Origin of the sequence: Streptomyces coerulescens (genome assembly GCF_042657965.1) — a bacterium.
Taxonomy (GTDB): Bacteria; Actinomycetota; Actinomycetes; order Streptomycetales; family Streptomycetaceae; genus Streptomyces; species Streptomyces coerulescens.
Map to the genome: position 1 here is coordinate 100256 of NZ_JBHSKM010000040.1, position 24086 is coordinate 124341.

Genomic DNA, 24086 nt, shown 5'->3' on the forward strand with positions numbered 1-24086 from the left:
CGTATGCCGCGCCCGAGCGACTCATCGGCCACGGGGAGGTGACCCCACGGGTGACTTTGCCATCTCTTTACAACCTGCCCCATCGCTGCCTCGTCTCTCCGCTCGACCCGTCACCCAGCCCGCCGGGTACGGCAGTACCGGCGGACCGACGAAAGAGAGCGAGTCCATGCGCCGCACCACGTTCAGCGCCCTGGCACTGACCTGCACGGCCCTACTGGCGGCCGGCACGCCCGCGTTCGCCGACTCTTCCACCCCGAGCCCCGTCCCCAGCCCGACCCGGGTCCCCTCGGCCACGGCCTCGCCGACCCCCACCGCCGAACCGACCCGGCACCCGTCCCCCGTCCCCACGGCACCGTCGGCCGAGCCGACCCGCGCGCCGGGCGGCGGACAGGTCTCCGTCCGGCCGTCCGGGGCGCCCGACACCGGCGTGACGCCGGCCTCGGACACCGGCAGCGGGAACGGCGGACTGATCGGCGGTGGCGCCGCCGCGCTGCTCCTCGCCGGGGGCGCGACGACGTTCGTCGTACGGCGGCGGAGGGCGACCGGGGCATGACGGGCCTGACCAGGCGGGCGTTCACCACGGCGGCCACGGCGTCGCTGCTGGTGGGCTGCGCCGGGCAGGCCACGGAGCAGGACGCGAACGCGAGCGCGAGCGCCAGAAGGACCAGGGGGCGGGAAGGGGCGGGCGACGGCTCGTCCTCCGGCTCCTCGTCCGCCGCGAACTCCAAGCGCGCGATGGGCCGTTCGGCCCCGGTCCGGCTGCGGATCCCCGCGATCGGCGTCGACACCCCCGTCATGGGGCTCGGCCTGGCGCGGGACGGCACCGTGGAGGTGCCGCCGATCACCGCCGACGACCGGGCGGGCTGGTACCGGCACTCCCCGACGCCGGGCCAGGTCGGCCCGTCGGTGATCCTCGGCCATGTCACGGTCGGTGCCTACGGCGACGGGGTCTTCCGCCGCCTGGGGGAACTGCGGCGCGGCGACCGGATCGTGGCGCGCCGGGAGGACGGCTCCTCGGCGGAGTTCGCGGTCGGCGCCGTACGGACCGTGGCCAAGGCGGACTTCCCGGCCGAGCAGGTCTACGGGGACGTCGACCGCCCGGAGCTGCGGCTGATCACCTGCGGCGGCCCGCGCGAGGGTGAGGAGTACCGCGACAACGTGATCGTGTTCGCGTCGCTGAGCTCGGCGGCCCCTTGACCGAAGGAGGGGGATCCGGGCCGGGCGGCCGAGGGAACGCGAGCCGACGGCCCGGCATCCTCCCCTACGAGCCCGCAGGCGCCGGCGCCACGAACGTCGTTCCGCCGTCCCGACCATGGAGAGCGTTGAAACGGTCCCGAGACAAGGCAGCGTCCGAGCTGTTCGCTGCCCTGTATCCGCGCCTGGCCGGCTGGTGCCGCCGTCTCGTCGACGACGACGAGACGGCCCACGAGATCGCCTCCGAGGCCTTCACCAGGCTGTGGGCCCGCTGGAGCCGCGTGGAGGAACCGCGCGGCTTCCTCTACGTCACCGCCGCGAACCTCGTCCGGGACCACTGGCGCAAGCTGGAGCGCGAGCGCAGGGCGATGCGCCGGGCCACCACCGAGGCGGCCGTCAACGCGCACACGGAACAGGCGGATCCGTCGGTGCGCCTGCTGGTCCAGTCCCTCCCCGAACGACTGCGCACCCCGATCCTCCTCCACTACTACGCTGACATGCCGATCCGGGAGGTGTCCGTGCTGACCGGACGCAAGGAAGGGACCGTCAAGGCCGACCTGCACGCGGCCCGTGAACTGCTCCGCGTCCATCTGAGGAGAAGCCTTGACCACACGCTTTGACGAGGACGACGTGGACGGCCCGCAGTTCGCCCCCGACGACCCCCTCGCGGTCATCCTCCGCCCGCCCGCGGACCACCTCGCCCCACCGCCCGGCCACTACGAGACGCTGCGCCGCAAGGCGACCCGCCGGCGCCTGGTGCGTACGGCGACCGGGGTGGGCGTGACCTGTGCCCTGGCGCTGCTGGTCGCGCTGCCGTTCACCACGAGCGGCCCGGACGTGCCCACCAACCCCACGCCCCCGCTCGCGCCCCCGCCCACGAGCGACCGCACGACACCGCCCACCCCCTCGCCCTCCACCCCGGCCCCCTCGGCGTCCCCGACCCGCACCCCGCCCTCGGGCCGGACGGCGTCACCGACACCGACCCCGCGGCCCGGGACACCGACCTCGGTGCCCACCCGCGATCCACAGGCTGTGGGTTCGCGGACGCCGGACGCGACGGTGACTCCCACGGCCCGCCCGTCGGTGGAGCCGACGCGCGGGGCCGGCGACGGGGCGACACCGTCCGCCGGGTAGTCAGGTGGTGGCGGGTCAGTGCGCCGCGAACTGGACCCCGGTCGGCTGCGCCACGTCCGGTCGTATCGCGAGCCCGTCGACCGTCAGCGTCTCTCCGTAGATGTCCGTGAGCCGGATCGCCGCCCCGCAGCCCGCGCCCTGTTCGGACAGGAAGTGGTTGTACTCGGTGCGCGGCAGCCGCTGCCAGCCGCCGGCCGTCCGCACCTCCAGGCGGGCCAGGGGGTTTCTGTGGCCCACCGCCTGGATCTCGCACCAGTAGCGGCTGGAGCCGGTCTTGTAGCGGACCGAGATCTTCTCGGAGACGGCCGGGCTCAGCAGCCGCCAGGTGATCGGGATCTGCCCCGTGACGGGCGCGGCCAGCCTGGCGAAGGCCTGGGCGCTGAGGTCGAGTTGGCCGGGGGCGCAGGGCAGGGGGCACTCGTTGGTGATCCGGACCGTGACGGTGGCGCCGCTCGCCGCACGGACCTGGACGTACGCCCCGCAGGCCTTGGAGGTCTCGTAGTCCGTGGTGTTCATCGCCGCGGTCAAGACGTCGTCGGTCGGGCCGTACAGGCAGGCGCCGTCGCCGTCTCCGGCGTCGTAGAAGGTGGCGGTTCCCCGGTAGTCGACACCTGGGCGGATCCGCCCCGCCAACGGGGCGGAGGCCGAGGCGGGTCGAGGTGTCGCCGTGGCGGCCGCCTTGGAGGGCTCGGGCGCCGGTCTCTTCGTGGTGGGGGTCGGCTCGGGTGTCGGCTTCGGGGTGGGTGCCGAGCGCGGGGTCGCCGTTGCCGAGCGGGCGGTGGACGCGGCCGGCGCGGCCGGTGACTCGACCGCCGTGGTCTCACCGTCGGGGCGCAGGGCCATGACCAGGGATACGGCCACGGCGACGGTCGCGACGAGGGCGGCGGCGACGAGGGCGGTACGCCGCTTCCCCGGGGACCGGCGATGGGGACGGGAACGGGAACGGGAACTGGATGCCACAGCTGGGTCCTTGGGCGGTTCGGTGAGAGCTGGCCATGTGTCAGTGGCCGCTGGTGCCGGAAAGGTTGCCGTGGTGTTCGGAGAAGGGTGCCGTGGATTCGGGTGCGCGGAAAATCCCTCGCGGTGTTCGCGCGCTGGGCGCTACGCTCGCCGCGATGACGACTCACTCTGTTGACAGATTGGGGGACCCGTCCGCGCAAGGTGAGTGCTGATGGGCACTCCGAACGCGAACGAGGAACCCCGGGTTTCCTTCTGGCCGCGCGTGCGCGAGTTCGCCGTGCCGGCCTCCATGATCGAGACCGCGACCGCCCGCCGGCTCGTCGGCGACTGGGCGGGGGCCTGTGCCGCCGCGGGAATCGACGTCGATCTCAATCTGCGGTCCCTGGCACGGGAGTACGGGCGGGAAGCAGCCGCCCGGGTCCGTGCCGATCTGCGTGCTCTGGCCCCCGATCTGCTGCGCTGGCACATGCCCCGGATCGCTCCCGACGGGCTGCTGCGCCCGGGGCTGACCCTGGCGCTCGCCCGGTACGGCGACACGGGCCGCGGACGCCGGCAGCCGCTGCAACTCGTGGTGCGGACTCCGCCCGCGTGGGCGGACGCCGGCCAGCGGATCAGCCTGGCGCTGTGGGACGGGGGACGCGGGCAGGGCGGCGGCGGTGCCCCACCGAACGCACCCCTCGATCCCGACCCCGATCCGGATCTCCATCCCGATCCTCACCCCGATCCCCATCCCCACCCGCACCCCCGGCCCAGCCGCCGGTTCCGGCTCGATCTGCACCGGCACCTCTGGGACGCCGGCCGTGCCGGTGAGCTGCGGAGCCGGGCCGGTTGTGGCGCCGGGGCGGGTCCTGAACCGCCGGGTGACGGCGTTCCGTACGGGCCCCTCTGTGCCGTCGACCGGTGGGCCGACGAGGCGTCGCTGCTGCTGCGTGCCGAGGGGCGGTCCTCCGGTGCCGTGGTCGTGCGGTTGGGGGACCGGCAGCGGCTGCTGCTGGAGGTGACCGATGACGGTCGTGGCGGTGCGGGTGGGCTGCGGATCGTGGAGTCCGCCGGGCGCGGCGCCCGCGCCTCGTCCGCCCTGCCCGTGCTGCCCGACGCCGCGACCTGGGTCCTGCCCGACCTGGAGTTGCTGCGGGCCGGTGCGATCGACGCCGGCCGGCTGCATCCGCTGGTCGCCGCCGCACTCGTACCGGAGCACTCCGGGGCGGGGCGTGCCGCGGGGCCGGAGCGGGCCGGGTCGGTGCGGGTCGTGCGGTGCCGGGGCGACCGGCATCGGATCGGGCTGGTCGACGGGGTTTTGGCGCCCCTGGACCACGCGCCCGACGAGATCCGGCGCGAGGAACTCCTCGCCGCGCTGACCGGCACCCCGCTGCCCTGTCTCCAGGCCATCGACGACGCGCACCGCCGTCCCGAGTGCCTGCCCGACGTGCGTGAACGCCTCTGGCACGGCGACATCGCGGGCGCGCTGGCCGTCGTCGAGGGGCTGTTGGGGCCGGACGCGATGCTGCGTGACGGTGCGTTGCGGGACGAGCTGGAGTCGATCGCTCGGCGGCGGGTGACGTACGGACTCTTCCGGGCCGGGCTGGCCGGTCCCCGCCCCGGACCCGCCCGCTACGACGAGCACGTCCCCCGACGGCCCGGTTCCCGGCGCTCGCGCCCACGGCACGCGACCTTCTCCTGAGCCGCGCGCCCCCCACCTTCTTCCTCAGCCTCCCTCACGAGACCCATGGTGATGACACATGCCCGTTCGCACCCTGCCCTCTTCTCCCTCCACACCTTCCCTCTCCGCACCTTCCTCCTCCCCGCCTTCCCCCTCCCAACTCGACGTGGCAGCAGACCTGTTGGTGCTGCTGCGGGACACCACGACCGAACCCCGGCCCGACCCCCGGCTCGAAGCGCTCACGCTGGCCGTGGCCGCCGATCTGCCCGTCCTGCTGTGGGGTGAGCCGGGGATCGGCAAGACCGCCGCGCTCACCCAGCTCGCCGTCGAACTCGACCTGCCGCTGACCACGGTGATCGCCAGCGTCCACGAACCGTCCGACTTCTCCGGGCTGCCCGTCGTCGGGGACGACCCGGCCGAGCAGGGCGTGCCGATGGCGCCGCCGGACTGGGCCGTACGGCTGGTGAAGGCCGGGCGGGGGCTGCTGTTCCTGGACGAGTTGTCGACCGCGCCGCCCGCCGTACAGGCCGCGCTGCTACGGCTGGTGCTGGAGCGCAGGGTCGGGGCGTTGCGGCTGCCGGCCGGGGTGCGGATCGTGGCCGCCGCCAACCCGCGCTCCTCGGCCGCCGACGGCTGGGAACTGAGCGCGCCGCTGGCCAACCGGTTCGTGCATCTGCAGTGGGCCCACGACCACGAGGTCGTCGTACGCGGACTCGGTGGGACCTGGCCCCGGGCGACCCTGCCCCGGCTCGACCCCGAAAGGCTGGCCGACGCCGTGGACTTCGCGCGGCGCGCGGTGGGCGGGCTGCTGTCGGGGCGTCCGGCGCTCGTGCACCGGCTGCCGAGCGGGGAGGCACGACGGGGTGGGGCCTGGCCGTCGCCGCGCAGCTGGGAGATGACCCAGTCACTGGTCGCCTTCGCCACCGCCGCCGGGTCCTCGCGGGAGGTGCTGTCGATGCTGGTGCGGGGCACCGTGGGGGACGGGCCCGGCCTTGAACTGCTGGCGTGCGTCGACCGGATGGACCTGCCGGACCCGGAGCTGCTGCTCGCCGACCCGTCGGGTGCCGAGCTGCCCGAACGCGGGGATCTGCGGCAGGCCGCGCTGGACGGTGTGGTGGAAGCGGTACGGGCCCGTCCGGACAAGGCCCGCTGGGACGCGGCCTGGGCCCTGCTGGTCCGCGCCCTGGAGACCGGCGCCCCGGACCTGATCGTCGTCCCCGCAAGCACCCTCGCCTCCCTGCGCCGGGAGGACTGGGACGTCCCGACGTCGATCGAACGCCTCTCCGGCGTCGTGACCCTGTCCCACCGAGCGGACCGGGCGGCGGCCGGAACGGCGGAGACCGCGGCGAGGCGGAAGGCGGGACGCCGATGACCCACGACGGACACCCGGCCCAGGCCCCAGCCCCGGCCCCAGCCCAGACCCCAGCCCCTGCCCCAGCCCCGGCCCCTGCCCCAGCCCCTGCCCCAGCCCCTGCCCCAGCCCCTGCCCCAGCCCCTGCACCGGACCGCAGCCGTCACGGGGACCATGGCCCGGTCCCGCCCGTCGCCCCGGTTGCGGCCCTCACCCCCGCCCCGGATCGCGACCGCGACCGTGGCCCAGACCGGGACCGGTACAGGGACCTCGACGGAGACCTCGACCGGGGCCCGGACCGAGACCGGGACCGGGACCATGGCCAGGACCGGGACCATGGCCCAGACCGGGACCATGGCCCAGACCGGGACCATGGCCCAGACCGGGACCATGGCCAGGACCGGGACCATGGCCAGGACCGATGGCGGCGGGACGTCCTGCCCGGGGGGCGGGGTGGGGCGGTCCTGCCTCTCGATCGGGACAAGCTCTTCTCCGCCCGGCTGCACGCCGCACGAGTCCGGCCCTATCTCGCGACCGCCCTCTTCGCTCTGCATGTCGTCGAGTCGCGGTCGGTGCCGACGATGGCGGTCGATCGGCACTGGCGGTGCTATGTGTCGCCGGGGTTCGTGAGGAGCACTCCGGTGGAGGAGCTGGCCGGGGTGTGGGTGCACGAGGTGTCGCATCTGCTGCGGGACCATCACGGGCGCAGCGACCGGGTGGCGCGGGAGCGCGGGCTGACCGGGCCGGGGGAGCGGCTGCGGATGAACATCGCCGCGGACTGCGAGATCAACGACGACGTGTACGGGGACGGCCTTGCCCGGCCCGAGGGCGCCGTCGACCCGGCGAGCCTGATGCTGCGCGACGGCGAGCTGATGGAGGACTATCTGCGCCAGTTCCGGCTGGGCCCGCGCATGCAGGACCTGGCCTGGCTGGACTGCGGCAGCGGCGCCGACGGCCTGGAGCGGGGCTGGGATCTGGGGCCGGACGGCGCGCACGGGCTGAGCCCTCAGGAACGGGACGCCGTCCGGTTCCGGGTGGCGCAGGGCATCACCGGCCGCCCGGGCAGCGCCCCCGACGGCTGGCAGCGGTGGGCGGAGGAGGCCTTCCATCCGCCGCAGCCCTGGAGGCAGTTGCTCGGCGCGGCGGTACGGTCGGCCGCTTCCGCCCCCGGCGCGGGCGAGGACTACACCTACGGCCGGCTCTCGCGCCGCTCCACCTCCGTGCCCGGCGCGGTCCTGCCGAGCCTGCGGCGCCGGCCGCCGCACGTCTGTGTCGTCGTCGACACCTCCGGCTCGGTCAGCGACGCCGAACTGGGCAGTGCCCTGCTGGAGGTCGCCGCGATCTCCCGTGCCGTGGGCGGGCGTTCCGACCTGGTCAGCGTGGTGTCGTGCGACGCGGCGGCCGGCGATGTGCACCGGGTGTGCCGCGCCGAGGGGATTCCGCTGGTCGGGGGCGGCGGCACGGATCTGCGCGCGGGCTTCGCGACCGCGCTGCGGGCCCGGCCCCGGCCCGATGTCGTCGTCGCCCTGACGGACGGTCAGACCCCGTGGCCGAGCACCCGGCCGCCGTGCCGGACGGTGGTCGGGCTGTTTCCCCGCCTCCCGCGCTCACGCGGCGGAGCGGGCGACGAGGAAGACCCCGACTACGTGCCGGACACCCCACCGGCCTGGGCGCGGGTGGTCGAGATCGGGTCGGGTGCCAGGGGGAGGTGAGACCAGGGTCCTACCGGGCGGTCGTACTCCCGGCGGACCCGCCCCCCTCCCGTACTGCGTTCTCAGTACCGGCGATTGTCGGCATCCGCACGACGACACGGCACCCCCCTCCCCGAGAGCCTGGGCACACGTTCGAGTCCCAGATGTGGAGACCCCTTGCCGTGGCTACTTTCCTGTATCGACTGGGCCGTCTGGCCTTCCGGCGGCGCTGGTACGTCGCTCTGGTCTGGGCGGCCGTCCTGGCCGCCGTCGGCCTGGGCGCGCTGAAGGCCCCGGGCGCCGCCGACGAGGGCTTCTCCATGCCGGGGATCGAGTCCCAGAAGGCGTACGACCTGATGGAGGAGCGGTTCCCGGGGGCGACGGCCGACAGCGCCACCGCGCGGGTCGTCTTCGTCGCGCCGGACGGCGAGAAGGTCACCGCCGCCGCCCACAAGAAGGCCGTCGAGGAGGCCGTGGCCGAGCTGGGCGACGGCTCGCAGGTGGCGTCCGTCGTCGATCCGTTCCGGGCGAAGACCGTGAGCAGGGACGGCACCACCGCCTACGCGACCGTCACCTACAAGGTCGCCTCCGACGACCTCACCGACGCCGGCCGCACCCACCTGGAGAAGGCGCTCGACGACGCCCGCGACAGCGGACTGACCGTCGAGGCCGGCGGGAGCGCGATGGACGACGGCGGTGGCGCGGGCGGCGCCGCCGAGGTGATCGGCATGGCGATAGCCGCCGTGGTGCTGCTCGTGACGTTCGGTTCGCTGGCCGCAGCCGGGCTGCCGCTGCTGACCGCGGTCGTGGGCGTCGGCGTCAGCATGGCCACGATCCTCGTCCTGTCCCAGGCGCTCGGCCTGTCCACCACCACCGGCACGCTCGCGATGATGCTGGGCCTCGCGGTCGGCATCGACTACGCCCTGTTCGTCGTCTCGCGCTACCGCGAGGAACGCGCCAAGGGCCGCACTCCCCAGGAGGCCGCCGGACTCGCCGCCGGTACGGCCGGATCCGCGGTCGTCTTCGCCGGGCTCACCGTCGTCATCGCGCTCGCCGGACTCTCGGTCGTCGGCATTCCGATGCTCACCAAGATGGGCCTGGCCGCGGCGGGCGCGGTCGTCGTCGCCGTACTCGTGGCGCTGACGCTCGTGCCCGCGTTCCTCGGCTTCTGGCCCAACGCCGTGCTCCCGCGGCGGGCCCGCAAAAGCGGCCGTATGGAGGAGAGCGGCAACGACAACGGCGGCACGCGGTGGGCGCGGTTCGTGCTGCGGCGGCCCCTTCCCGTGCTGCTCCTCGGCGTCGTGGGCCTCGGCGCGCTCGCCGTGCCGATGACGCAGCTCCAGCTGGGCATGCCCGGCGACGAGGCCAAGGCGACGTCCACCACCGAGCGGCGGGCCTACGACGCGCTCGCCGAGGCGTTCGGGCCGGGCTTCAACGGGCCGCTGACCGTCGTCGTGGACGCCAAGGGCGACAGCGACGCGAAGGGCGCCGTCACCACCGTCTCCCGGGAGATCGCCGGCACCGAGGGCGTCGTGTCCGTCTCCCCCGCCCGCTTCAACGAGGCCGGCGACACCGCCGTGTTCTCCGTCGTGCCGGCCACCGCGCCGACCGACGAGAGGACCAAGGACCTGGTGACCACCATCCGCGGCGGGCGCCCGGGGACGGAGGCCGAGACCGGGGCGACCTTCGAGGTCACCGGCACCACCGCGATGAACATCGACATCGCCGACAAGGTGCAGGCCGCGCTGGTGCCGTATCTGGTCGTCGTGGTCGGCCTCGCGGTCGTGCTGCTGCTGGTGGTCTTCCGTTCGCTGCTCGTCCCGCTGAAGGCGGCCGCCGGCTTCCTGCTGTCGGTGCTGGCCTCCCTCGGCGCGGTCGTCGTGGTCTTCCAGCAGGGCCACGGCGCCGAACTGCTGGGCGTGGAGCAGACCGGGCCGATCATGAGCCTGATGCCGATCTTCCTGGTCGGCATCGTCTTCGGACTCGCCATGGACTACGAGGTCTTCCTCGTCTCGCGGATGCGGGAGGCGTACGTCCACGGCGAGTCGGCGTCCGAGGCCGTCACGTCCGGCTTCCGGCACAGCGCCCGTGTGGTCGTGGCCGCCGCCCTGATCATGATCGCGGTGTTCGCCGGGTTCATCGGGGAGAGCGACTCCATGATCAAGATGATCGGGTTCGGGCTCGCCTCCGCCGTGCTGCTGGACGCGTTCGTCGTCCGGATGGCGATCGTGCCCGCCGTGCTCGCGCTGCTCGGCGACCGGGCCTGGTGGCTGCCGAAGTGGCTGGACCGGATCCTGCCCCGGGTCGACGTGGAGGGCGAGGCGCTCGGCCGCCGGGCCGGGACACCGGATCGGGTCCCGGCCGACCTGGAACCGGCGCGCACCTGATCCGGCCGCTCCACCCCGGGACCGCCCGTGACCGAGGACACGGGCGGTCCCGGGGTCCGTTCGCACCCGGAGGCGTCCACCATGGACCCAGCCCACCGACCGGAGAGCACCATGATCACCACCCCGGAGCGGCGCTACGCGGACCGCCTGGAGAGTTTCTCGGGCCGCAACCCCGTCGTCGTCGACGTGGTCCTGGCCGCGGCGCTGATGGGTTCCGCGACCCTCGGCAGCATGCTCACCCTGCCCGGCGCCGAACCGCCGGACCAGGACACGACCGCCTCCGTCCTGCTGGGCGTGGCCTGTCTCGCCCTGCTCAGGCACCGCCGCCATCCGCGGACCGCGGTCGCGGTGACCGCCGTGTGCACGGTCGTCGTGATCGCGCTGGGCTACCTCCTCACCCCCCTGCTGCTGGCACCCGTCATGGCGGCGCTCTACTGGCTGGCGACCCACACCGACCGCGGGACCACCCGTGTCTACGGCATCGCCACCATGGTCGCGGTGACGGCCGCGGCGGCGATGTCCGACTCCATGGACCACGTCTCGCTGCTGCTGCGGACCATCGGCCCGTTCTTCTGGCTGCTGCTGCCGCTGGCCGCAGGCAACATGACCCGGCTGCGGCGCGCCTACCTGGCGGCGGTGCAGGCCCGTGCCGAGCACGCCGAACGCACCCGCGAGGAGGAGGCGCGGCTGCGGGTCACAGAGGAGCGCATGCGCATCGCCCGTGAGCTGCACGACGTCGTCGCCCACCACATGGCCCTGGCCAACGCCCAGGCCGGCACGGCCGCGCACCTGGCGCTGACCGACCCGGAGCAGACGCAGAAGATCCTCACCGATCTCAACGGCACCACCTCCGCCGCGCTGCGCGAGCTGAAGGCGACGCTGGGGCTGCTGCGGCAGAGCGGCGACCCGGACTCCCCGCCGCTGGAGCCGTCGCCCGGACTGGCCCGGCTGCCCGAGCTGGTCGCGGCCTGCGCGTCCGTGGGGGTGAGCGTCGTCGTCGCCACGGAGGGGGAGCCGCAGCCGCTGTCCCCTGGTGTGGACCTGACCGCGTTCCGGATCGTGCAGGAGGCCCTGACCAACGTCACCAAGCACGCCACCACGGAGGCGGCCTGCGTACGGCTCGCCTACTCCGGCTCCCGCCTGCGCATCACCGTCACCAACGACGGCCCCGCCACCACCCGGGCCCTCCTCGCCGGGACGGTGCAGAGCCATGGCTTCGGCGTCATGGGCATGCGTGAACGCGCCCAGTCCATCGGCGGCGAACTCCGGGCGGGTCCTCGCCCCGAGGGAGGCTTCGAGGTCACGACCGCCCTGCCGTTGCAGGCGCACGGCGCCGGGCCGGAGGCGACGACCGTCTGAGGGGGGCGGGGCCCACGTGCGAGGCGGGGCCCACGTGCGAGAATCCGCGTACGCCCCGTCCGTATCCGATCCATCGAGGTTCCCGTGACCAAGCCCGTCGTCCGCGAGCCGTTGCGGCGCAATTCGCGGGCCAACCGGGAGCGCATCCTGGCCACGGCCCGCCAGGAGCTCGGCCGGAACCCGGACGCCACGCTGGAGGAGCTGGCACGGGCCGCGGGTGTCGTACGACGCACCCTGTTCGGCCACTTCCCGGGCCGTGAGGCGCTCCTCGAAGCCCTCGCGCAGGAGGCGTCCGAGGCGTTGCGCAGTGCGCTGGCGGAAGGCGCGGCGTTCGCGGAGTCCGAGCCGGCCGAGCGGGCGTTCGCCGGGTTCGTGTTCTCGCTGTGGCCGGTCGGCGACCGCTACCGGCTGCTGCTGTCGCTGGCCAGGCGCGATCTGGGCGCGCAGCGGGTGGCCGAGGTGCTGGCCCCGGCCCGCGCGACGGCCACGGCGATCCTGGAGCGGGGCCGGCGCGAGGGCGTCTTCCACGCCCACCTGCCGGCCGAGGCGCTGAGCGCGGGCCTCGAAGCGATGACGGTCGCCCTGCTGGAGTCGGTCAACGACGGCCTGCTGGAGGACGACGGAACCCGCGTCGCCACCGCCCTGCTGATCGCGACCGGCGTGCCGGAGGAGCGGGCGAAGTCGGTGGTCGAGGCGGTCGCCCCTGAGCCGGCCCGGGGCACCACCGACGCCTGATCGGGCCGGTGTGTCCCCGCGGCGCGGTCCGGACCGGGTGCCCGCTGCGGCTGTCCTTCCCAGGCCGAGCCGGCCTAGCGGGCGACGGCGCTGGTCGGAGCGGCACGGCCGGCGGCTGATCGGAGCCGGCACATGAAGAGGACGGTGCCGGGCGTCCCCTCCCGGCACCGTCCGGGGCCGTGCGCCGCTCAAGGCACGGCCCGTCCGGGGTGGCCGGCGCTCAGGCGGTGCCCGAGCGGGCCTCCCGCGGTTCGGTCGCTTCCGTCGACTTCTCTGCTTCCTCTGACTCCCGCGGCTGCCGGGACTCATCGGTCGTGCCGGGTTCGATGTCGCGCGGCTCCGCCGCCCGGCGGCCCGGCAGGACCGCGAGGACGATCAGCGTGCCGGCGGCCATGATGATCCCGCCGATGAGGCTGGTTTGGGCGACGCCGTGGGCGAAGGCCTCGTGGACCGCGTCGAGCAGGGCCTGGGCCTGCTGAGGACCGCCCGCCGGGTTCTTCGCGACCTCACCGGCGACCGCCAGCCCGGCGCCCACCGAGTCCTTGGCCGTGTCCAGCGCGGCCTGCGGCAACTGGCCGCCGACCAGGGCGGTGAGCTTGTCGCGGTACGCGGTGCCCAGCAGTGAACCGAGGATCGCGATGCCCAGGGCACCGCCCAGCTCCAGCGAGGTGTCGTTGGCGCCGCCGCCGACGCCCAGCTCCGACTCGGGGAAGGAGCCCATGATCGTGTCGGTGGCCGGGGACACGCTCAGCCCGATCGCGAAGCCCAGCATGACCAGCGGGGCCAGGAAGTCGGTGTACGTCGAGCCCGACTCGATCCGGGTGAGCAGGAACACCCCGGCGGTGCCGATCAGCATGCCGGTGACGACCATCGCCTTCACCCCGAGCTTCGGCGTCAGCCGCCCGGTCACCGCGGCGCCGACGAACACGGCACCGGCCAGCGGCAGCAGCCGTACACCGGTCTCCAGCGCGCCGTAGCCGAGCACGAACTGGAGGTACTGGGTGGCGTAGTAGAGCGCGCCGAAGGTGCCGAAGAAGAAGAACAGCACCGCGAGCATCGAGCCGCTGAACGGCCGCCGGCCGAACCTGCGCACGTCCAGCATGGGGTGCGGGTGGCGCAGCTCCCAGGCGACGAAGGCGACCAGTCCGGCCCCGGCGGCCACGGCCGCGGCGATCGGGCCGGTGCCCCAGCCGAAGTGCGGGCCCTCGATGGCCGCGTAGACCAGCGAGCCCACGGAGACGATGGACAGCAGACCGCCCACGTAGTCGATCCGCCCCATGCCCTGTGCCTTCGACGGCGGCACGAGCGCCAGCGCGCCGACGGCGGCGACGAGCGCGATGGGGACGTTGATCAGGAAGGTCGAACCCCAGGCGTGGTCCTCCAGGAGCCAGCCGGCGACCAGGGGGCCCACGGCGATGGCGAGGCCCGAGGTGGCGGTCCAGCCGGTGATGGCTTTCGCCCGTTCCTCGCGCGGGAAGATCGCGACCAGCAGGGACAGGGTGGCCGGCATGACGACGGCGGCGCCGACGCCCATGACCGCGCGGGCGGTGATGACCAGGCCGGTCTCGTCGACGAGGCTGCCCATCACCGAGCCGCCCGCGAAGATCAGCAGGCCGGTGATGAGCGCGCCGCGGCGGCTGTACTTGTCGCCGAGCGCGCCCAGCACGAGCATCAGCGCGGCGTACGGGACGGTGTAGCCGTCGATGACCCACTGGAGGTCGCTGCTGCTCAGGTCCAGATCGCGGGTCATGTCGGGCGCGGCCACGATCAGCGACGTGTTGGCCATGACGACGATCAGCAGGCTCAGGCAGAGCACGAGCAGGGCCCACCAGCGCCGGGTGTACGGCCCGGTCATCTTCTCGACGGGTGTGTTGGCAAGGAAGGGCACGGGGACTCCCAGGGGGCCGCGAGTTAATTGCACATTGATGAGCAGACTAGTTTCTTGCTCGTCGATGTGCAAATATCTCGGTCAGCCCTCCTGCCCCCTCCCCTTCGCACCGAGGTGCCGCCGTGAGCAGCCCGAACGACCGGCCAGCAGTGCCACAGCGCCGCAGGACGCGTGCCACCCGGGCCCGGATCCTGGACGCCGCCCTGAGGGAACTGGGCCGCAACCCCGACAGCAGCCTCGGCGACATCGCCGAGGCCGCCGGGGTGGCACGGCGCACCCTGTACACCCACTTCGCGGGACGGGCGGCACTGGTGGAGGGCCTCACCGAGGACGCGGTCCGGGCGATACGGCACGCGGTGGCCGACGCGAGCGCGCCCTGCGCCGGCTCGGGTCGCGGCCCCGCGAGTGCCCTGGCCCGCTTCGTCCTCACCCTCTGGCCGGTCGGTGACGCCTACCGCACGCTGATCGGCCTCGCCCGCCAGGACCTGGGCCCCGACGAGGTGAGCGAACTCCTCGACCCGGCCCGCGAGACCGTCGCCGGCATCCTCGCCGAGGGCCAGCGCCGGGGCGACTTCCACACCGTCGTCCCGCCCGGGCCGCTCAGCGCCGCCATCGAGGCCCATCTGCTCGCGCTCCTCGGCACCGTCAACGCCGGGAACTGGGCCGACGACGGCTCGGGCGCCGCCACCTCCGCGCTGATCGCCGCCGGGGTCGACAGCGCCGCCGCCACCGCCACGGTGCGCCGACTGCACGACCCGGGCCAACTCCCGTCAACCCCCGGGTGACCCCCGACCACCGACACCGACCACCCCACCGAAAGGGCCATTCCCATGCGCCGGATGCAGCACGGACACGACGACCACGCCTACGACTTCGAGAACGCGTACGCGTACGAGAACGAGCCTGCGCACGATGAGCTCGACGAGCCGTACCTCCCCGGGCCCCGGCCCCGGCTCCGCCGCCGACGATCGCTCGCCCTCGCCACCGCCGCCCTCGTCGCCCTGGCCCTCGTCCCCGTCGCCGTCGACCGGGTGGTCGCCGCGCGCATCGAGTCCCGTACGGCGAAGGCGTTCCAGCAGGGCATGGGCACGCCCGAGCCGCCGGAGGTCGAGGTGCGCGGCTTCCCGGTCCTCACCCAGGCCGCCTCCGGCACGCTCCGCCACGTCGACATCACCGCCCACGACATACCGGCGCACGGCAGCGCCCGCCCGCTGCCGGTGTCCGAACTCGCCCTCCGGCTGGACGGGTTGACGAAGGCCGACGACGACAGCGAGGCCCGGGCCCGCAGCGCGCGGGCGAGCGCGTTCCTGTCGTACCCGGACGTCTCCGGAGCTCTCGGCCTGGAGATCTCGCAGGGCGACCGCCCGGGCGGGGTGAGCGCGGTCGTCCTGCTGCCGCCGGGGCAGCGGGTCACCGTGACCACGACCGTCTCGGCGGTCTCCGGAAACCGGATCGCCTTCAAGGACTTCGCGGTCACCGGCGGTTCGCTGCCCGCCGTCGCGAGCGCGGTCCTCGACCAGGTCTTCGAGCAGCCGATCCGGCTGCGGAACATCCCCGACGGCCTGCACCTGCGCTCGGTCACCACCACGCCCGACGGTCTCGACGCCGCGTTCACCGGCCGCTCGGTCACCTTCCGGTCCGAGGAGGCGTGAGCGGCCCGCTCACCGTGGCGGAGTACCGTGCGGCGAGAGCGGGCGGCGGGGCGTCCGCCGCCGCTCGCCAGGATCCGCAATGCCCGGAAGGACCCGACGCTGAACACCCCGCTCGCGGAGACCCTGTCCGTGGCCATGCTCCTGCTCGTGCTGGTCTGCGCCGTCGTCCGTCCCTTCGACTGGCCGGAGGCCGTGGTCGCCGTACCGGCCGCGGCGCTGGTCGTGGCCACCGGCGCGATCTCGGTGGGCGACGCGCTGGACGAGGCCGAACGGCTCGGACCGGTGATCGGCTTCCTCGCCGCCGTACTCGTCCTCGCCCAACTCTGCGACGACGAGGGGCTGTTCCAGTGGTGCGGCGCCTGGATGGCGCGTACGGCGGCGGGCCGGCCGCGCCGGCTGCTGGCGCAGGTGTTCCTGGCCGCGTCGGCGATCACGGCTGTACTGAGCCTGGACGCCACGGTCGTCCTGCTCACGCCGGTCGTGTTCGCCACCGCGGCCCGGCTCGGCGCCCGCCCCAAGCCGCACGTCTACGCCTGCACCCATCTGTCGAACACGGCCTCCCTGCTCCTGCCGGTGTCGAATCTGACCAACCTGCTCGCGTTCGCGGCCAGCGGGCTGAGCTTCACCCGGTTCGCCGCGCTGATGGCGCTGCCGTGGCTGGCCGCGATCGCCGTCGAGTACGTCGTCCTCCGGCGCTTCTTCGCCACCGACCTGGACGCCGGCGCCCAGGCCCCGGCCACCGGCGACGCCCCCGGACTGCCCCTGTTCGCCCTGCTCACCGTGGCGGGCACGCTGGCCGGGTTCGTACTGACCTCGGTCCTCGGTGTCGACCCGGCCTGGGCGGCGCTGGCCGGCGCGACGGTGCTCGCGGTGCGGGCGCTGCTGCGGCGCCGTACGACACCGAAGGTGCTGGTCAGTTCCGCGTCGGTGCCGTTCCTGGCCTTCGTGCTCGCCCTCGGGATCGTGGTGCGGGCGGTCGTGGACAACGGGCTCGACTCGGCCCTCGGCCGGCTGATCCCCGAAGGCACCGGGCTCGCGGCCCTGTTCGGGATCGCCGTGCTCGCCGCCGTCCTGGCGAACGTCATCAACAACCTGCCGGCCGTGCTGGTGCTGCTGCCGCTCGCGTCCGGGTCCGGTCCCGGCGCCGTCCTCGCCGTGCTGCTCGGGGTGAACATCGGCCCCAACCTCACCTACGCCGGATCGCTGGCCACCCTGCTGTGGCGGCGTATCGTGCACGCCCATGACGCGGAGGTGGAGCTGCGGGAGTTCACGCGGCTCGGGGTGCTCGCGGTACCGGCGAGCCTGTGCGCCGCGGTGCCGGCACTGTGGGCGTCACTGGCCGTGATCGGAGGAGGCTGATCGGATGGCGGTGGTGGTCGTCTGGGTCGTCGAGGGCACCTGGCCCGCGTGTGTGGACGCCGCGCGTGCGCACGCCCCGGAGGACGCCGAGATCGTCCTGCTGCACGTCACCGGGCACGACGTCGCCGACGCCGCGCACGGCGCGTTCGCCGGGCTGCTCGGCCGCGGGCATCCGGAACGCGACCCCGGCACCCGCGTCGAACACCTCGCCGCGGCCTCCGCCGAGAGTCTTCTGCACGCGGCCGCCGAGCGCCTCGGCCGGCCCTGCACCCGCACCGGGCGCACCGGGCGCGTCGAGCGTGAGGTCGTCGCCGCGACGGACGGCGCGGAACTGCTGGTCCTGGCCCGCGACGGCGACCGGTCCCGGCTCGGCCCGCACAGCCTCGGCTCGGCGAGCCGGTTCGTCGTCGACCACGCCGCCTGCCCGCTGCTGCTGGTGTGGCCCGAGCCCGCCCCCGACCTGACGACCATGCCGCCCCCGCCGCCGCATCAGGGGTGACGGGGCCGGCGGTCGGCGACCTCGTCGGCGTGGTCGGGCACCACGAGTTCGGCCGCGGCGGCGGCGTTGGCGGCGGCCAGGTAACGCCGGTTGCTGCGGTACTGGTTGCGGGCCGTGTTGGTGGGGATGCCCAGTAGCCAGGGCCGCAGCGAGCCGCCTTCGGGGTCGACCCTGCCGCGCAGCCGCCATGCCTCCAGGAAGGTCGAGGCCATGACGTCCTCGGCCACGGACCAGTCGGCCGTCAGCCGGAAGGCATGGTTGTAGACCGCGCGGGCGTAGCTGTCGAAGAGCTCCGCGAACGCGCTCGATTCCCCGGCCCGTACCCGGGTTCGCATATGAGTGCTCACGTCAATGAGCTGTCCGGCACGCGGTAGCGCCTTCCCGTGACCTGTGTCATATGCCGGAATCCGTCCTGCGCCGACACGGGCGGGTGCCGACGCCGGGCGGGACGGGAGGCCGATCCGTCAGAGACCGAACTCCTGCGGGGACAGCCCGAGCACTGAACACGCCTCGCGCAGCACCTGCTCCTCGGCCGGTGCGACGTAGCCGTCCGCGCCCGCCACCACGAAGCCGGTCTGGACGACCGCCCGGGCCTCCGTCGGCTTCTTCGCGGCCTTGGCGATCTCCTGGAGGGCCTCGGCCTTGCCCTGCTGGAAGTTGAACGACATCTGGTCGACGTGCTTGTTGAACCGCTGGCGCAGCTGCTCGGACGGGAAGTTCTGCAGGACGTCGTTGTTGAGGATCAGCGACTCCACGTGCTGCCGCTCGGCCGGGTCGACGTTTCCGTCGGCGGCGGCGACCAGGGCGCACATCGCCATGCTGGCGTCCCGGTAGGCGCCGCTCTTCAGCTCCGTCTTGAGCGAGGTGAGTTGGGTCTTCAGCGCGCTGACCAGCTGTGCCTTGGAGCCCCCGCCCGACCGTCCGTGGCCGCCGGACCCCGCCCCGGGCCGCCCGCCCTGGGCCTGCTGCTGCAGGCCCTTGGCCTGGTCCTTGATCCGATCCCACATCGCCATCCGTGCCACCTCGGCTTCAGCCCGGTCGTTCCGGTAGTCCTCGTGCGTTCGCGTGTCATCCCCCCAACGTCCGCCCCGCCCCAGGAGTTCCACGGCGCCCGATCCCGTTCGGCCATGGCGGGCCGCCCTCGGCGCGGGGCCTACGCCCCCGGCGCCCGGAACGGGACCTGCCGCCGGGACGCCTCGTCGATCTCGTCGACGGTGAGCAGGGGCGTGGCCCGCGTGTGCAGCGCGCCGCTGGCCTTGACGGTGAGGCTGACCGCGGCCATGGACACCGGGTCGGGGAAGTCGACGATCATGACGAGGTCGTCCTGCCCGAACGCGAAGTACATGGCCTCGACCTTGCCGCCGAGGCCGCCGACGACCTGGTCCACCGCGGCGCGGCGGCCGCTCGCGCCCTCCTTGAGCAGCCCCTTGGTGCCCTCGGACGTGTAGGTCGCCTGGATGAGGAACTTCGGCATCGGGACGCTCCCTGCCCATCGCTGGTCCGGTACGCGCAAGGGCCTTCCCGCTGCCGGTCCGGCTGCCACCCGCCTCAGGGCAGGTTCACCCGTTGGCAGTCGGATCTCTCTCGAGGACCCCCGGCACCAGGTCGCGCAGCATTCCGTACATGCCGTACGTCACCAGTCAAGAAGGTGACGAGAGCGGGAGTGGTGGGTGAGATTCCTCTTGATTGTGGAAGGGGCACTGTCGTGATCTCCAATTTTCGTCACCTGCTTGACTGGTGACGCGAACGCGTGTGAGAGTCAGTCATCGCACCAACCGGTACACGCACCCCCATGGAGGGACCCGCATGATCAGCAGGCGTGGCTTCAGCAAGGCGCTCGGGTTCGGTACGGGTGCGGTCGCCGTGTCGCTGACCGGGGTGAGGAGTGCGCAGGCCGCCCCCGTCGCCACTCCCGGCGGGAACCCCGGCTTCCCCCGGCTGAAGCAGGTCAGGGCCGGTCTGCTGGACGTCGGCTATGCGGAGTCGGGCCCCGCCCACGGTCCCGCCGTCATCTGTCTGCACGGGTGGCCGTACGACATCCACAGCTATGTGGACGTGGCCCCGCTGCTGGCCGACCAGGGGTACCGGGTGATCGTCCCGTATCTGCGCGGGCACGGCACGACGCGGTTCCGTTCCGGCCGGACGTTCCGCAACGCCCAGCAGTCGGCCATCGCCCTCGACGTCATCGCCCTGATGGACGCCCTGAAGATCGAGAAGGCCGTGCTCGCCGGCTTCGACTGGGGCTCGCGCACCGCCGACATCGTGGCCGCGCTGTGGCCCGAACGCTGCAAGGCGCTGGTGTCGGTGAGCGGGTACCTGGTCACGAACCGGGAGGCGAACCTGCTGCCGCTTGCGCCGAAGGCCGAGTACGCCTGGTGGTACCAGTACTACTTCGCCACCGAGCGCGGCCGGCTCGCCATGCAGGACAAGGACAAGCGCCGAGAGCTTACCCGGCTCGTATGGGACACCGTCTCCCCGACGTGGGACTTCGACGACGCCACCTTCGAGCGCACCGCCGCGGCCTTCGACAACCCCGACTACGTGGCCGTCGTCATCCACAACTACCGCTGGCGGTTGAGCCTCGCGGACGGCGAACGCCGCTACGACGCACTGGAGAAGCGGCTCGCCGCCCGGCCGGTCATCGAGGTGCCCACCCTCACCCTCGACGCCGAGCGGGACCCCTTCACGGCGCCGGGCGACGGCGCCTCGTACCGGGACCGGTTCACCGGCGCGTACGAGCACCGCACCCTCGCGGGCGTCGGCCACAACGTGCCCCAGGAGGCGCCCGCCGCCTTCGCGCAGGCCGTCATCGACGCGGATCACCTGCTGAGCAAGTGACACCGGAACAGAAGGGAAGTCCGATCATGGAGAACCGGAACGGCACGGACAACGCCTCGGCGGCACGCCGGGCGCGGTTCGGCGCGCTGCCCGAGCGCGTCCGCTACGAGGACATGGTCGAGGAGAAGGAGGCCACGCCCGGTGACCCGGCGCGCCACGCCCACGACCCGGAAGGGTCCTGGAGGTTCTCCTCCTGCCTCGCCGTCGATCTGGGCCTATGAGCGGGAGTGGTTGCCCGGCATGTCGGTCACCGGTCAGAATGGTGACGTGAACCTCGACCATGTCTTCGTATGCGGCAACCCGGCACTCGACTTCGCCGCAACGCTCCGAGCGCGCCGTACGGCGCGTTTCGAGATGTTCGTGACGCCGGACAGGCTGAACGCATGGTACGTGGAGTCGGGCCTCGTCGACGCGGTCTCCCCCGGCCGGGAGGCCGATGTCGAGCAGGCGAGGGCTGTACGGGAAGCCGCCTACCGGCTGATCACCGCCCGCCGGCTCGGTGAGGAGTACGACGGCGCCGCGCTGACCGTTGTGAACAACGCGGCACGCAAGCCCCCCGCGGTGCCGCAGCTCACCCCGTCGGGGCGATGGACCCAGGCGACGCCGGAGGAAGCCCTGTCGATGGTGGCGCGGCACGCCGTCGAGCTCCTGAGCGGCCCGGACGTGCCCCTGCTCAAGGAGTGCGGCAACCCGGAGTGCACCCGCACCTACATCGACCGCTCGCGCGGCATGCGCCGGCAGTGGTGCGGGATGGAGTCCTGCGGCAACAAGATCAAGGCGGCGGCATACCGCGCCCGCAAGAAGACCGGGCCTGCCGACTAGCACCGAAGATTCCGGCCGCGGTGTCGAATGTGCCGGTTCCCGATCGACGTGAGAAATGAAAGGCAGGACTGCCAGGACCCGCACGACCCACCGAACCGGACTCAGGAGCCCCCGCCATGATCGTCACCGCGGATCTCGCCATCTCTCTCGACGGCTTCGTCGCCGGTACCGATGTCACCCCCGACAACCCCGGGGGTGACGGTGCCGAGCCGCTCTTCGAGTGGATTCACGGGCTGGCGAGCTGGCGGGAGCGTCAGGGGATGAGCGGTGGGGAGGACAACCGTGACTCCGAGCTGATGCGGGAGTGGTTCGACGCCACCGGGGCAGTGGTGATGGGGCGGACCATGTACGACACGGGTGAGGAGTTCTGGGGCGACAACCCGCCCTTCCGCACCCCGGTGTTCGTCCTCACCCACCGCCCCCGCCCCACCCTCGTGAAGGAGGGCGGCACCACCTTCACCTTCGTCACCGACGGCATCCACGACGCCCTCGACCGGGCGAAGGCCGCGGCCGGGGACCGCGACGTCGACATCGCGGGCGGTGCGGGCACGGTGCGGCAGTACCTCGCGGCGGGCCTAGTCGACGAGCTTCAGCTGCATGTCGTCCCCGCGCTCCTCGGGGCGGGACTACGGCTCTTCGAGGGACTCGGCCCCGGCCGCCGCGACCTGGAGCCGATCAGGGTGGTGGCGACACCTCTCGCCACGCACCTCAAGTACCGCTTCGTACGCGGGTGAAGTCGGTCGAGGTGAAGTCGATCTCCTTCGCGTCACAGATGCGCGCGCCCATGTTGCGCTCCATCATCTCCAGCGCGGCGGACGCCAGATGGGGATGGATGGAGGCCACCGCGTCCTTGGGCACCGTGACCTCCAGGTGGCGGATGTGCGCGTCCAGGGCGGAGTACAGGACGCACTGCTCGGTGACCTGACCGGTCAGCACCACGTGTCCGACGCCCAGTCGCCACAGGAGGTAGGACAGCGGTGTCTCGTAGAAGACGGAGTGGCGGGCCTTGACGACGAACATCGAGCGGTCGTCGGGCCGGATCGGCGCGATCAGGTCGGCGTGCGGCCGGGCCAGCGCGGTGTCCATGAGTTCGCCGTGGTGGGAGCGCCAGAGACCGAAGTTGTCGTTCGCGTAGATCACCGGTACGTCCGCCTCGCGGGCCCGGACGATCAGCTCCGCCAGGACGGGGACGACCGTCCGCACGGACGGCACGAGCAGCTCGGCGTCCTCGTGGTCGTATGTGTTGATCATGTCGACCACGACGAGTGCGAGTCCGCTCGGTCCGTTCACGTCATCACCGGTGGTGTGGCCACGCGCAGGGCCCGGCTGCCGACCGGCACGCCGTCCACTCCGTCCACTCCGTCCACGTGCGTGCGCGTACCGTCGAGCCGCTCCAGGTCGGCCCACCAGTCCGCCCCGTCCTCCAGATAGCGCAGGAGGATGCCCTCGCGCAGCGCCCACGGGCAGATCATCAGGCTCTTCACGGCGCTCAGTTTCATCGCGGCGTGTCCGACGATCGCCCCGGCCAGGCTCTGCCGGGACCGCGGGCCGGAGATGCCGGGCAACTCGGCCCGCTCGTCCGCGGTCAGCCCCGCCAGCCGGTCGATCGCGCGGCGCAGGTCCCCTCGGCGCAGTGCCCGTTCGACGAACGGGCCGTGCCGTCCCGGAGCGGCCCCGCACAGTCGGGCCAGCTGCTGGAACGTCCGTGAGGTCGCGACGGCGGTGTGCGGATGCTCCCAGCGGATCCGGGCGGAGACGTCCCGCAGCTGGTGGCGCACCTTGCGGCGCAGGGCGACCAGGTCGGCCTGCGAGGGCGGGTCGGCGGAGCCGAAGAACTCATTGGTGAGCCGGTTGGCGCCGAGCGGCAGCGAGGCCGCGAAATCCGGTGTCCGGCCCCGGCCGAAGGCCACTTCGAGGGAGCCGCCGCCGATGTCGAAGAGCGCGAGCGGGCCGGAGCGCCAGCCCATCCAGCGCCGGGCGCCCAGGAACGTCAGCCGGGCCTCGGCCTCACCCGGCAGGACGCGCAGACGCAGACCGGTCCGGCCGTGCACGGCCCTCAGGACGTCCGCCCGGTCGGGTGCGTCGCGCACCACGGCGGTCGCGAACGCCAGCGGTTCCGGGGCGTCCCACTGCCGGGACATCTCGCAGGCCGCGCGCAGCGCCTTGACCAGACGGTCCGTGGCCGCCTCCCCGAAGCAGCCGTCGGCGCCGACCTGTTCGGACAGGCGCAGCTTCCACTTCGCGGTGTGCACCGGGAGCGGTACTCCGTCCCCGACGTCGCACACGGCCAGCCTGACCGTGTTGGAACCGGCGTCCAGCACACTGATCCTCATGGATCGGGCGTACCCCGGACGGCCCGGCTGATGCGCCGGGAAGGTCTCTGTGACGCCGTCAGTCCTCACCGCGGACTTCTCTCTCACGTTCACGGGAGCCCTTCCGGCTCCCGGTGCTGCGCTCCCCGTGTGCCCCTCGACCAAGGTCGCTAAAAGCGAGCTCCAGCTGTCCGGCGGCTGTCAACCCGTGCAACACCGTTGACACCCGGTCGCCCCGACCTGAG

At 73.3% G+C, this 24086-nt stretch carries 24 protein-coding genes and 1 pseudogene; 18 read left to right on the top strand and 7 right to left on the bottom strand.

What is annotated here, in order from left to right:
* Window positions 1-166 precede the first annotated feature (166 nt).
* The 4 genes from ACFPQ9_RS36035 to ACFPQ9_RS36050 all read left to right on the top strand — a co-directional run bounded on the left by ACFPQ9_RS36035 (window position 167) and on the right by ACFPQ9_RS36050 (window position 2328).
* Window positions 167-553, top strand: a complete 387-nt coding sequence (locus ACFPQ9_RS36035; RefSeq protein ID WP_380862857.1) for a sortase-dependent protein — start codon at window positions 167-169, stop codon at window positions 551-553.
* A complete protein-coding gene (locus ACFPQ9_RS36040; RefSeq protein WP_380862859.1) occupies window positions 550-1197 on the top strand; it encodes a class F sortase in 648 nt (215 codons plus the stop codon). The genes ACFPQ9_RS36035 and ACFPQ9_RS36040 overlap by 4 nt, the downstream gene beginning before the upstream one ends.
* Before the next feature lie 125 nt (window positions 1198-1322).
* On the top strand, window positions 1323-1814 hold the full coding sequence (locus tag ACFPQ9_RS36045; RefSeq protein WP_380862861.1) for an RNA polymerase sigma factor: 492 nt from the start codon (window positions 1323-1325) through the stop codon (window positions 1812-1814).
* A complete protein-coding gene (locus tag ACFPQ9_RS36050; RefSeq protein WP_380862863.1) occupies window positions 1798-2328 on the top strand; it encodes a hypothetical protein in 531 nt (176 codons plus the stop codon). The genes ACFPQ9_RS36045 and ACFPQ9_RS36050 overlap by 17 nt, the downstream gene beginning before the upstream one ends.
* A 15-nt stretch (window positions 2329-2343) precedes the next feature.
* Here the strand turns inward: ACFPQ9_RS36050 and ACFPQ9_RS36055 are convergent, their stop codons facing one another.
* A complete protein-coding gene (locus ACFPQ9_RS36055) occupies window positions 2344-3288 on the bottom strand; it encodes an expansin EXLX1 family cellulose-binding protein (protein WP_380862865.1) in 945 nt (314 codons plus the stop codon).
* A 211-nt stretch (window positions 3289-3499) separates the two neighbouring features.
* Here ACFPQ9_RS36055 and ACFPQ9_RS36060 point away from each other — a divergent pair, with 211 nt between their 5' ends.
* The 6 genes from ACFPQ9_RS36060 to ACFPQ9_RS36085 all read left to right on the top strand — a co-directional run bounded on the left by ACFPQ9_RS36060 (window position 3500) and on the right by ACFPQ9_RS36085 (window position 12471).
* Complete coding sequence (locus ACFPQ9_RS36060) at window positions 3500-4969, top strand: hypothetical protein (protein ID WP_380862867.1); 1470 nt, start codon at window positions 3500-3502, stop codon at window positions 4967-4969.
* Window positions 4970-5027: 58 nt separating this feature from the next.
* A complete protein-coding gene (locus ACFPQ9_RS36065; RefSeq protein ID WP_380862869.1) occupies window positions 5028-6320 on the top strand; it encodes an AAA family ATPase in 1293 nt (430 codons plus the stop codon).
* A gap of 416 nt (window positions 6321-6736) precedes the next feature.
* Window positions 6737-8011 carry a vWA domain-containing protein gene (locus ACFPQ9_RS36070; RefSeq protein WP_380862941.1) on the top strand — a complete coding sequence of 425 codons (1275 nt, stop codon included), beginning with the start codon at window positions 6737-6739 and terminating at the stop codon, window positions 8009-8011.
* A 161-nt stretch (window positions 8012-8172) separates the two neighbouring features.
* Entirely contained in the window at window positions 8173-10377 is a 2205-nt protein-coding gene (locus tag ACFPQ9_RS36075; RefSeq protein ID WP_380862871.1) for an MMPL family transporter, read from the top strand.
* 111 nt (window positions 10378-10488) lie between these two features.
* Entirely contained in the window at window positions 10489-11736 is a 1248-nt protein-coding gene (locus tag ACFPQ9_RS36080) for a sensor histidine kinase (protein ID WP_380862873.1), read from the top strand.
* Between the two features lie 84 nt (window positions 11737-11820).
* A complete protein-coding gene (locus ACFPQ9_RS36085) occupies window positions 11821-12471 on the top strand; it encodes a TetR/AcrR family transcriptional regulator (RefSeq protein ID WP_380862875.1) in 651 nt (216 codons plus the stop codon).
* A 220-nt stretch (window positions 12472-12691) separates the two neighbouring features.
* Here ACFPQ9_RS36085 and ACFPQ9_RS36090 read toward each other — a convergent pair whose 3' ends face one another.
* Window positions 12692-14359: an MFS transporter gene (locus tag ACFPQ9_RS36090; RefSeq protein ID WP_380862877.1), complete on the bottom strand. Its 1668-nt coding sequence runs from the start codon at window positions 14357-14359 to the stop codon at window positions 12692-12694.
* 122 nt (window positions 14360-14481) lie between these two features.
* Between ACFPQ9_RS36090 and ACFPQ9_RS36095 the strand changes: the two genes are divergently transcribed.
* The 4 genes from ACFPQ9_RS36095 to ACFPQ9_RS36110 all read left to right on the top strand — a co-directional run bounded on the left by ACFPQ9_RS36095 (window position 14482) and on the right by ACFPQ9_RS36110 (window position 17869).
* The gene (locus tag ACFPQ9_RS36095) at window positions 14482-15144 is read left to right on the top strand and encodes a TetR/AcrR family transcriptional regulator (RefSeq protein WP_380862879.1); all 663 of its coding nucleotides are present in this window, start codon (window positions 14482-14484) and stop codon (window positions 15142-15144) included.
* Between the two features lie 45 nt (window positions 15145-15189).
* A complete protein-coding gene (locus ACFPQ9_RS36100; RefSeq protein ID WP_380862881.1) occupies window positions 15190-16011 on the top strand; it encodes an LmeA family phospholipid-binding protein in 822 nt (273 codons plus the stop codon).
* A 99-nt stretch (window positions 16012-16110) separates the two neighbouring features.
* On the top strand, window positions 16111-17370 hold the full coding sequence (locus ACFPQ9_RS36105; protein WP_380862943.1) for an SLC13 family permease: 1260 nt from the start codon (window positions 16111-16113) through the stop codon (window positions 17368-17370).
* Window positions 17371-17374: 4 nt separating this feature from the next.
* Complete coding sequence (locus tag ACFPQ9_RS36110; protein WP_380862883.1) at window positions 17375-17869, top strand: universal stress protein; 495 nt, start codon at window positions 17375-17377, stop codon at window positions 17867-17869.
* Between the two features lie 8 nt (window positions 17870-17877).
* Here the strand turns inward: ACFPQ9_RS36110 and ACFPQ9_RS36115 are convergent.
* The 3 genes and pseudogenes from ACFPQ9_RS36115 to ACFPQ9_RS36125 all read right to left on the bottom strand — a co-directional run.
* A pseudogene (locus ACFPQ9_RS36115) lies at window positions 17878-18204 on the bottom strand (RNA polymerase sigma factor); the annotation flags it as partial.
* Between the two features lie 129 nt (window positions 18205-18333).
* Window positions 18334-18882: a tellurite resistance TerB family protein gene (locus ACFPQ9_RS36120; protein WP_380862885.1), complete on the bottom strand. Its 549-nt coding sequence runs from the start codon at window positions 18880-18882 to the stop codon at window positions 18334-18336.
* 140 nt (window positions 18883-19022) lie between these two features.
* Window positions 19023-19343, bottom strand: coding sequence for a GYD domain-containing protein (locus tag ACFPQ9_RS36125; protein ID WP_380862887.1), 321 nt, complete (start codon window positions 19341-19343; stop codon window positions 19023-19025).
* Window positions 19344-19675: 332 nt separating this feature from the next.
* Between ACFPQ9_RS36125 and ACFPQ9_RS36130 the strand changes: the two genes are divergently transcribed.
* From ACFPQ9_RS36130 to ACFPQ9_RS36145, 4 genes are all read left to right on the top strand, one after another.
* A complete protein-coding gene (locus tag ACFPQ9_RS36130) occupies window positions 19676-20707 on the top strand; it encodes an alpha/beta fold hydrolase (RefSeq protein WP_380862889.1) in 1032 nt (343 codons plus the stop codon).
* Window positions 20708-20733: 26 nt separating this feature from the next.
* A complete protein-coding gene (locus tag ACFPQ9_RS36135) occupies window positions 20734-20928 on the top strand; it encodes a hypothetical protein (protein ID WP_380862891.1) in 195 nt (64 codons plus the stop codon).
* 46 nt (window positions 20929-20974) lie between these two features.
* Window positions 20975-21529 carry a CGNR zinc finger domain-containing protein gene (locus ACFPQ9_RS36140; RefSeq protein ID WP_380862893.1) on the top strand — a complete coding sequence of 185 codons (555 nt, stop codon included), beginning with the start codon at window positions 20975-20977 and terminating at the stop codon, window positions 21527-21529.
* 116 nt (window positions 21530-21645) lie between these two features.
* Window positions 21646-22263, top strand: coding sequence for a dihydrofolate reductase family protein (locus ACFPQ9_RS36145; protein ID WP_380862895.1), 618 nt, complete (start codon window positions 21646-21648; stop codon window positions 22261-22263).
* Here ACFPQ9_RS36145 and ACFPQ9_RS36150 read toward each other — a convergent pair.
* Both ACFPQ9_RS36150 and ACFPQ9_RS36155 read right to left on the bottom strand, forming a co-directional pair.
* Window positions 22238-22819, bottom strand: coding sequence for a cysteine hydrolase family protein (locus tag ACFPQ9_RS36150; RefSeq protein WP_380862897.1), 582 nt, complete (start codon window positions 22817-22819; stop codon window positions 22238-22240). The genes ACFPQ9_RS36145 and ACFPQ9_RS36150 overlap by 26 nt on opposite strands.
* Window positions 22816-23862, bottom strand: coding sequence for a Ppx/GppA family phosphatase (locus ACFPQ9_RS36155; protein ID WP_380862899.1), 1047 nt, complete (start codon window positions 23860-23862; stop codon window positions 22816-22818). Before ACFPQ9_RS36155 ends, ACFPQ9_RS36150 begins: the two co-directional genes overlap by 4 nt.
* Window positions 23863-24086: the final 224 nt, after the last annotated feature.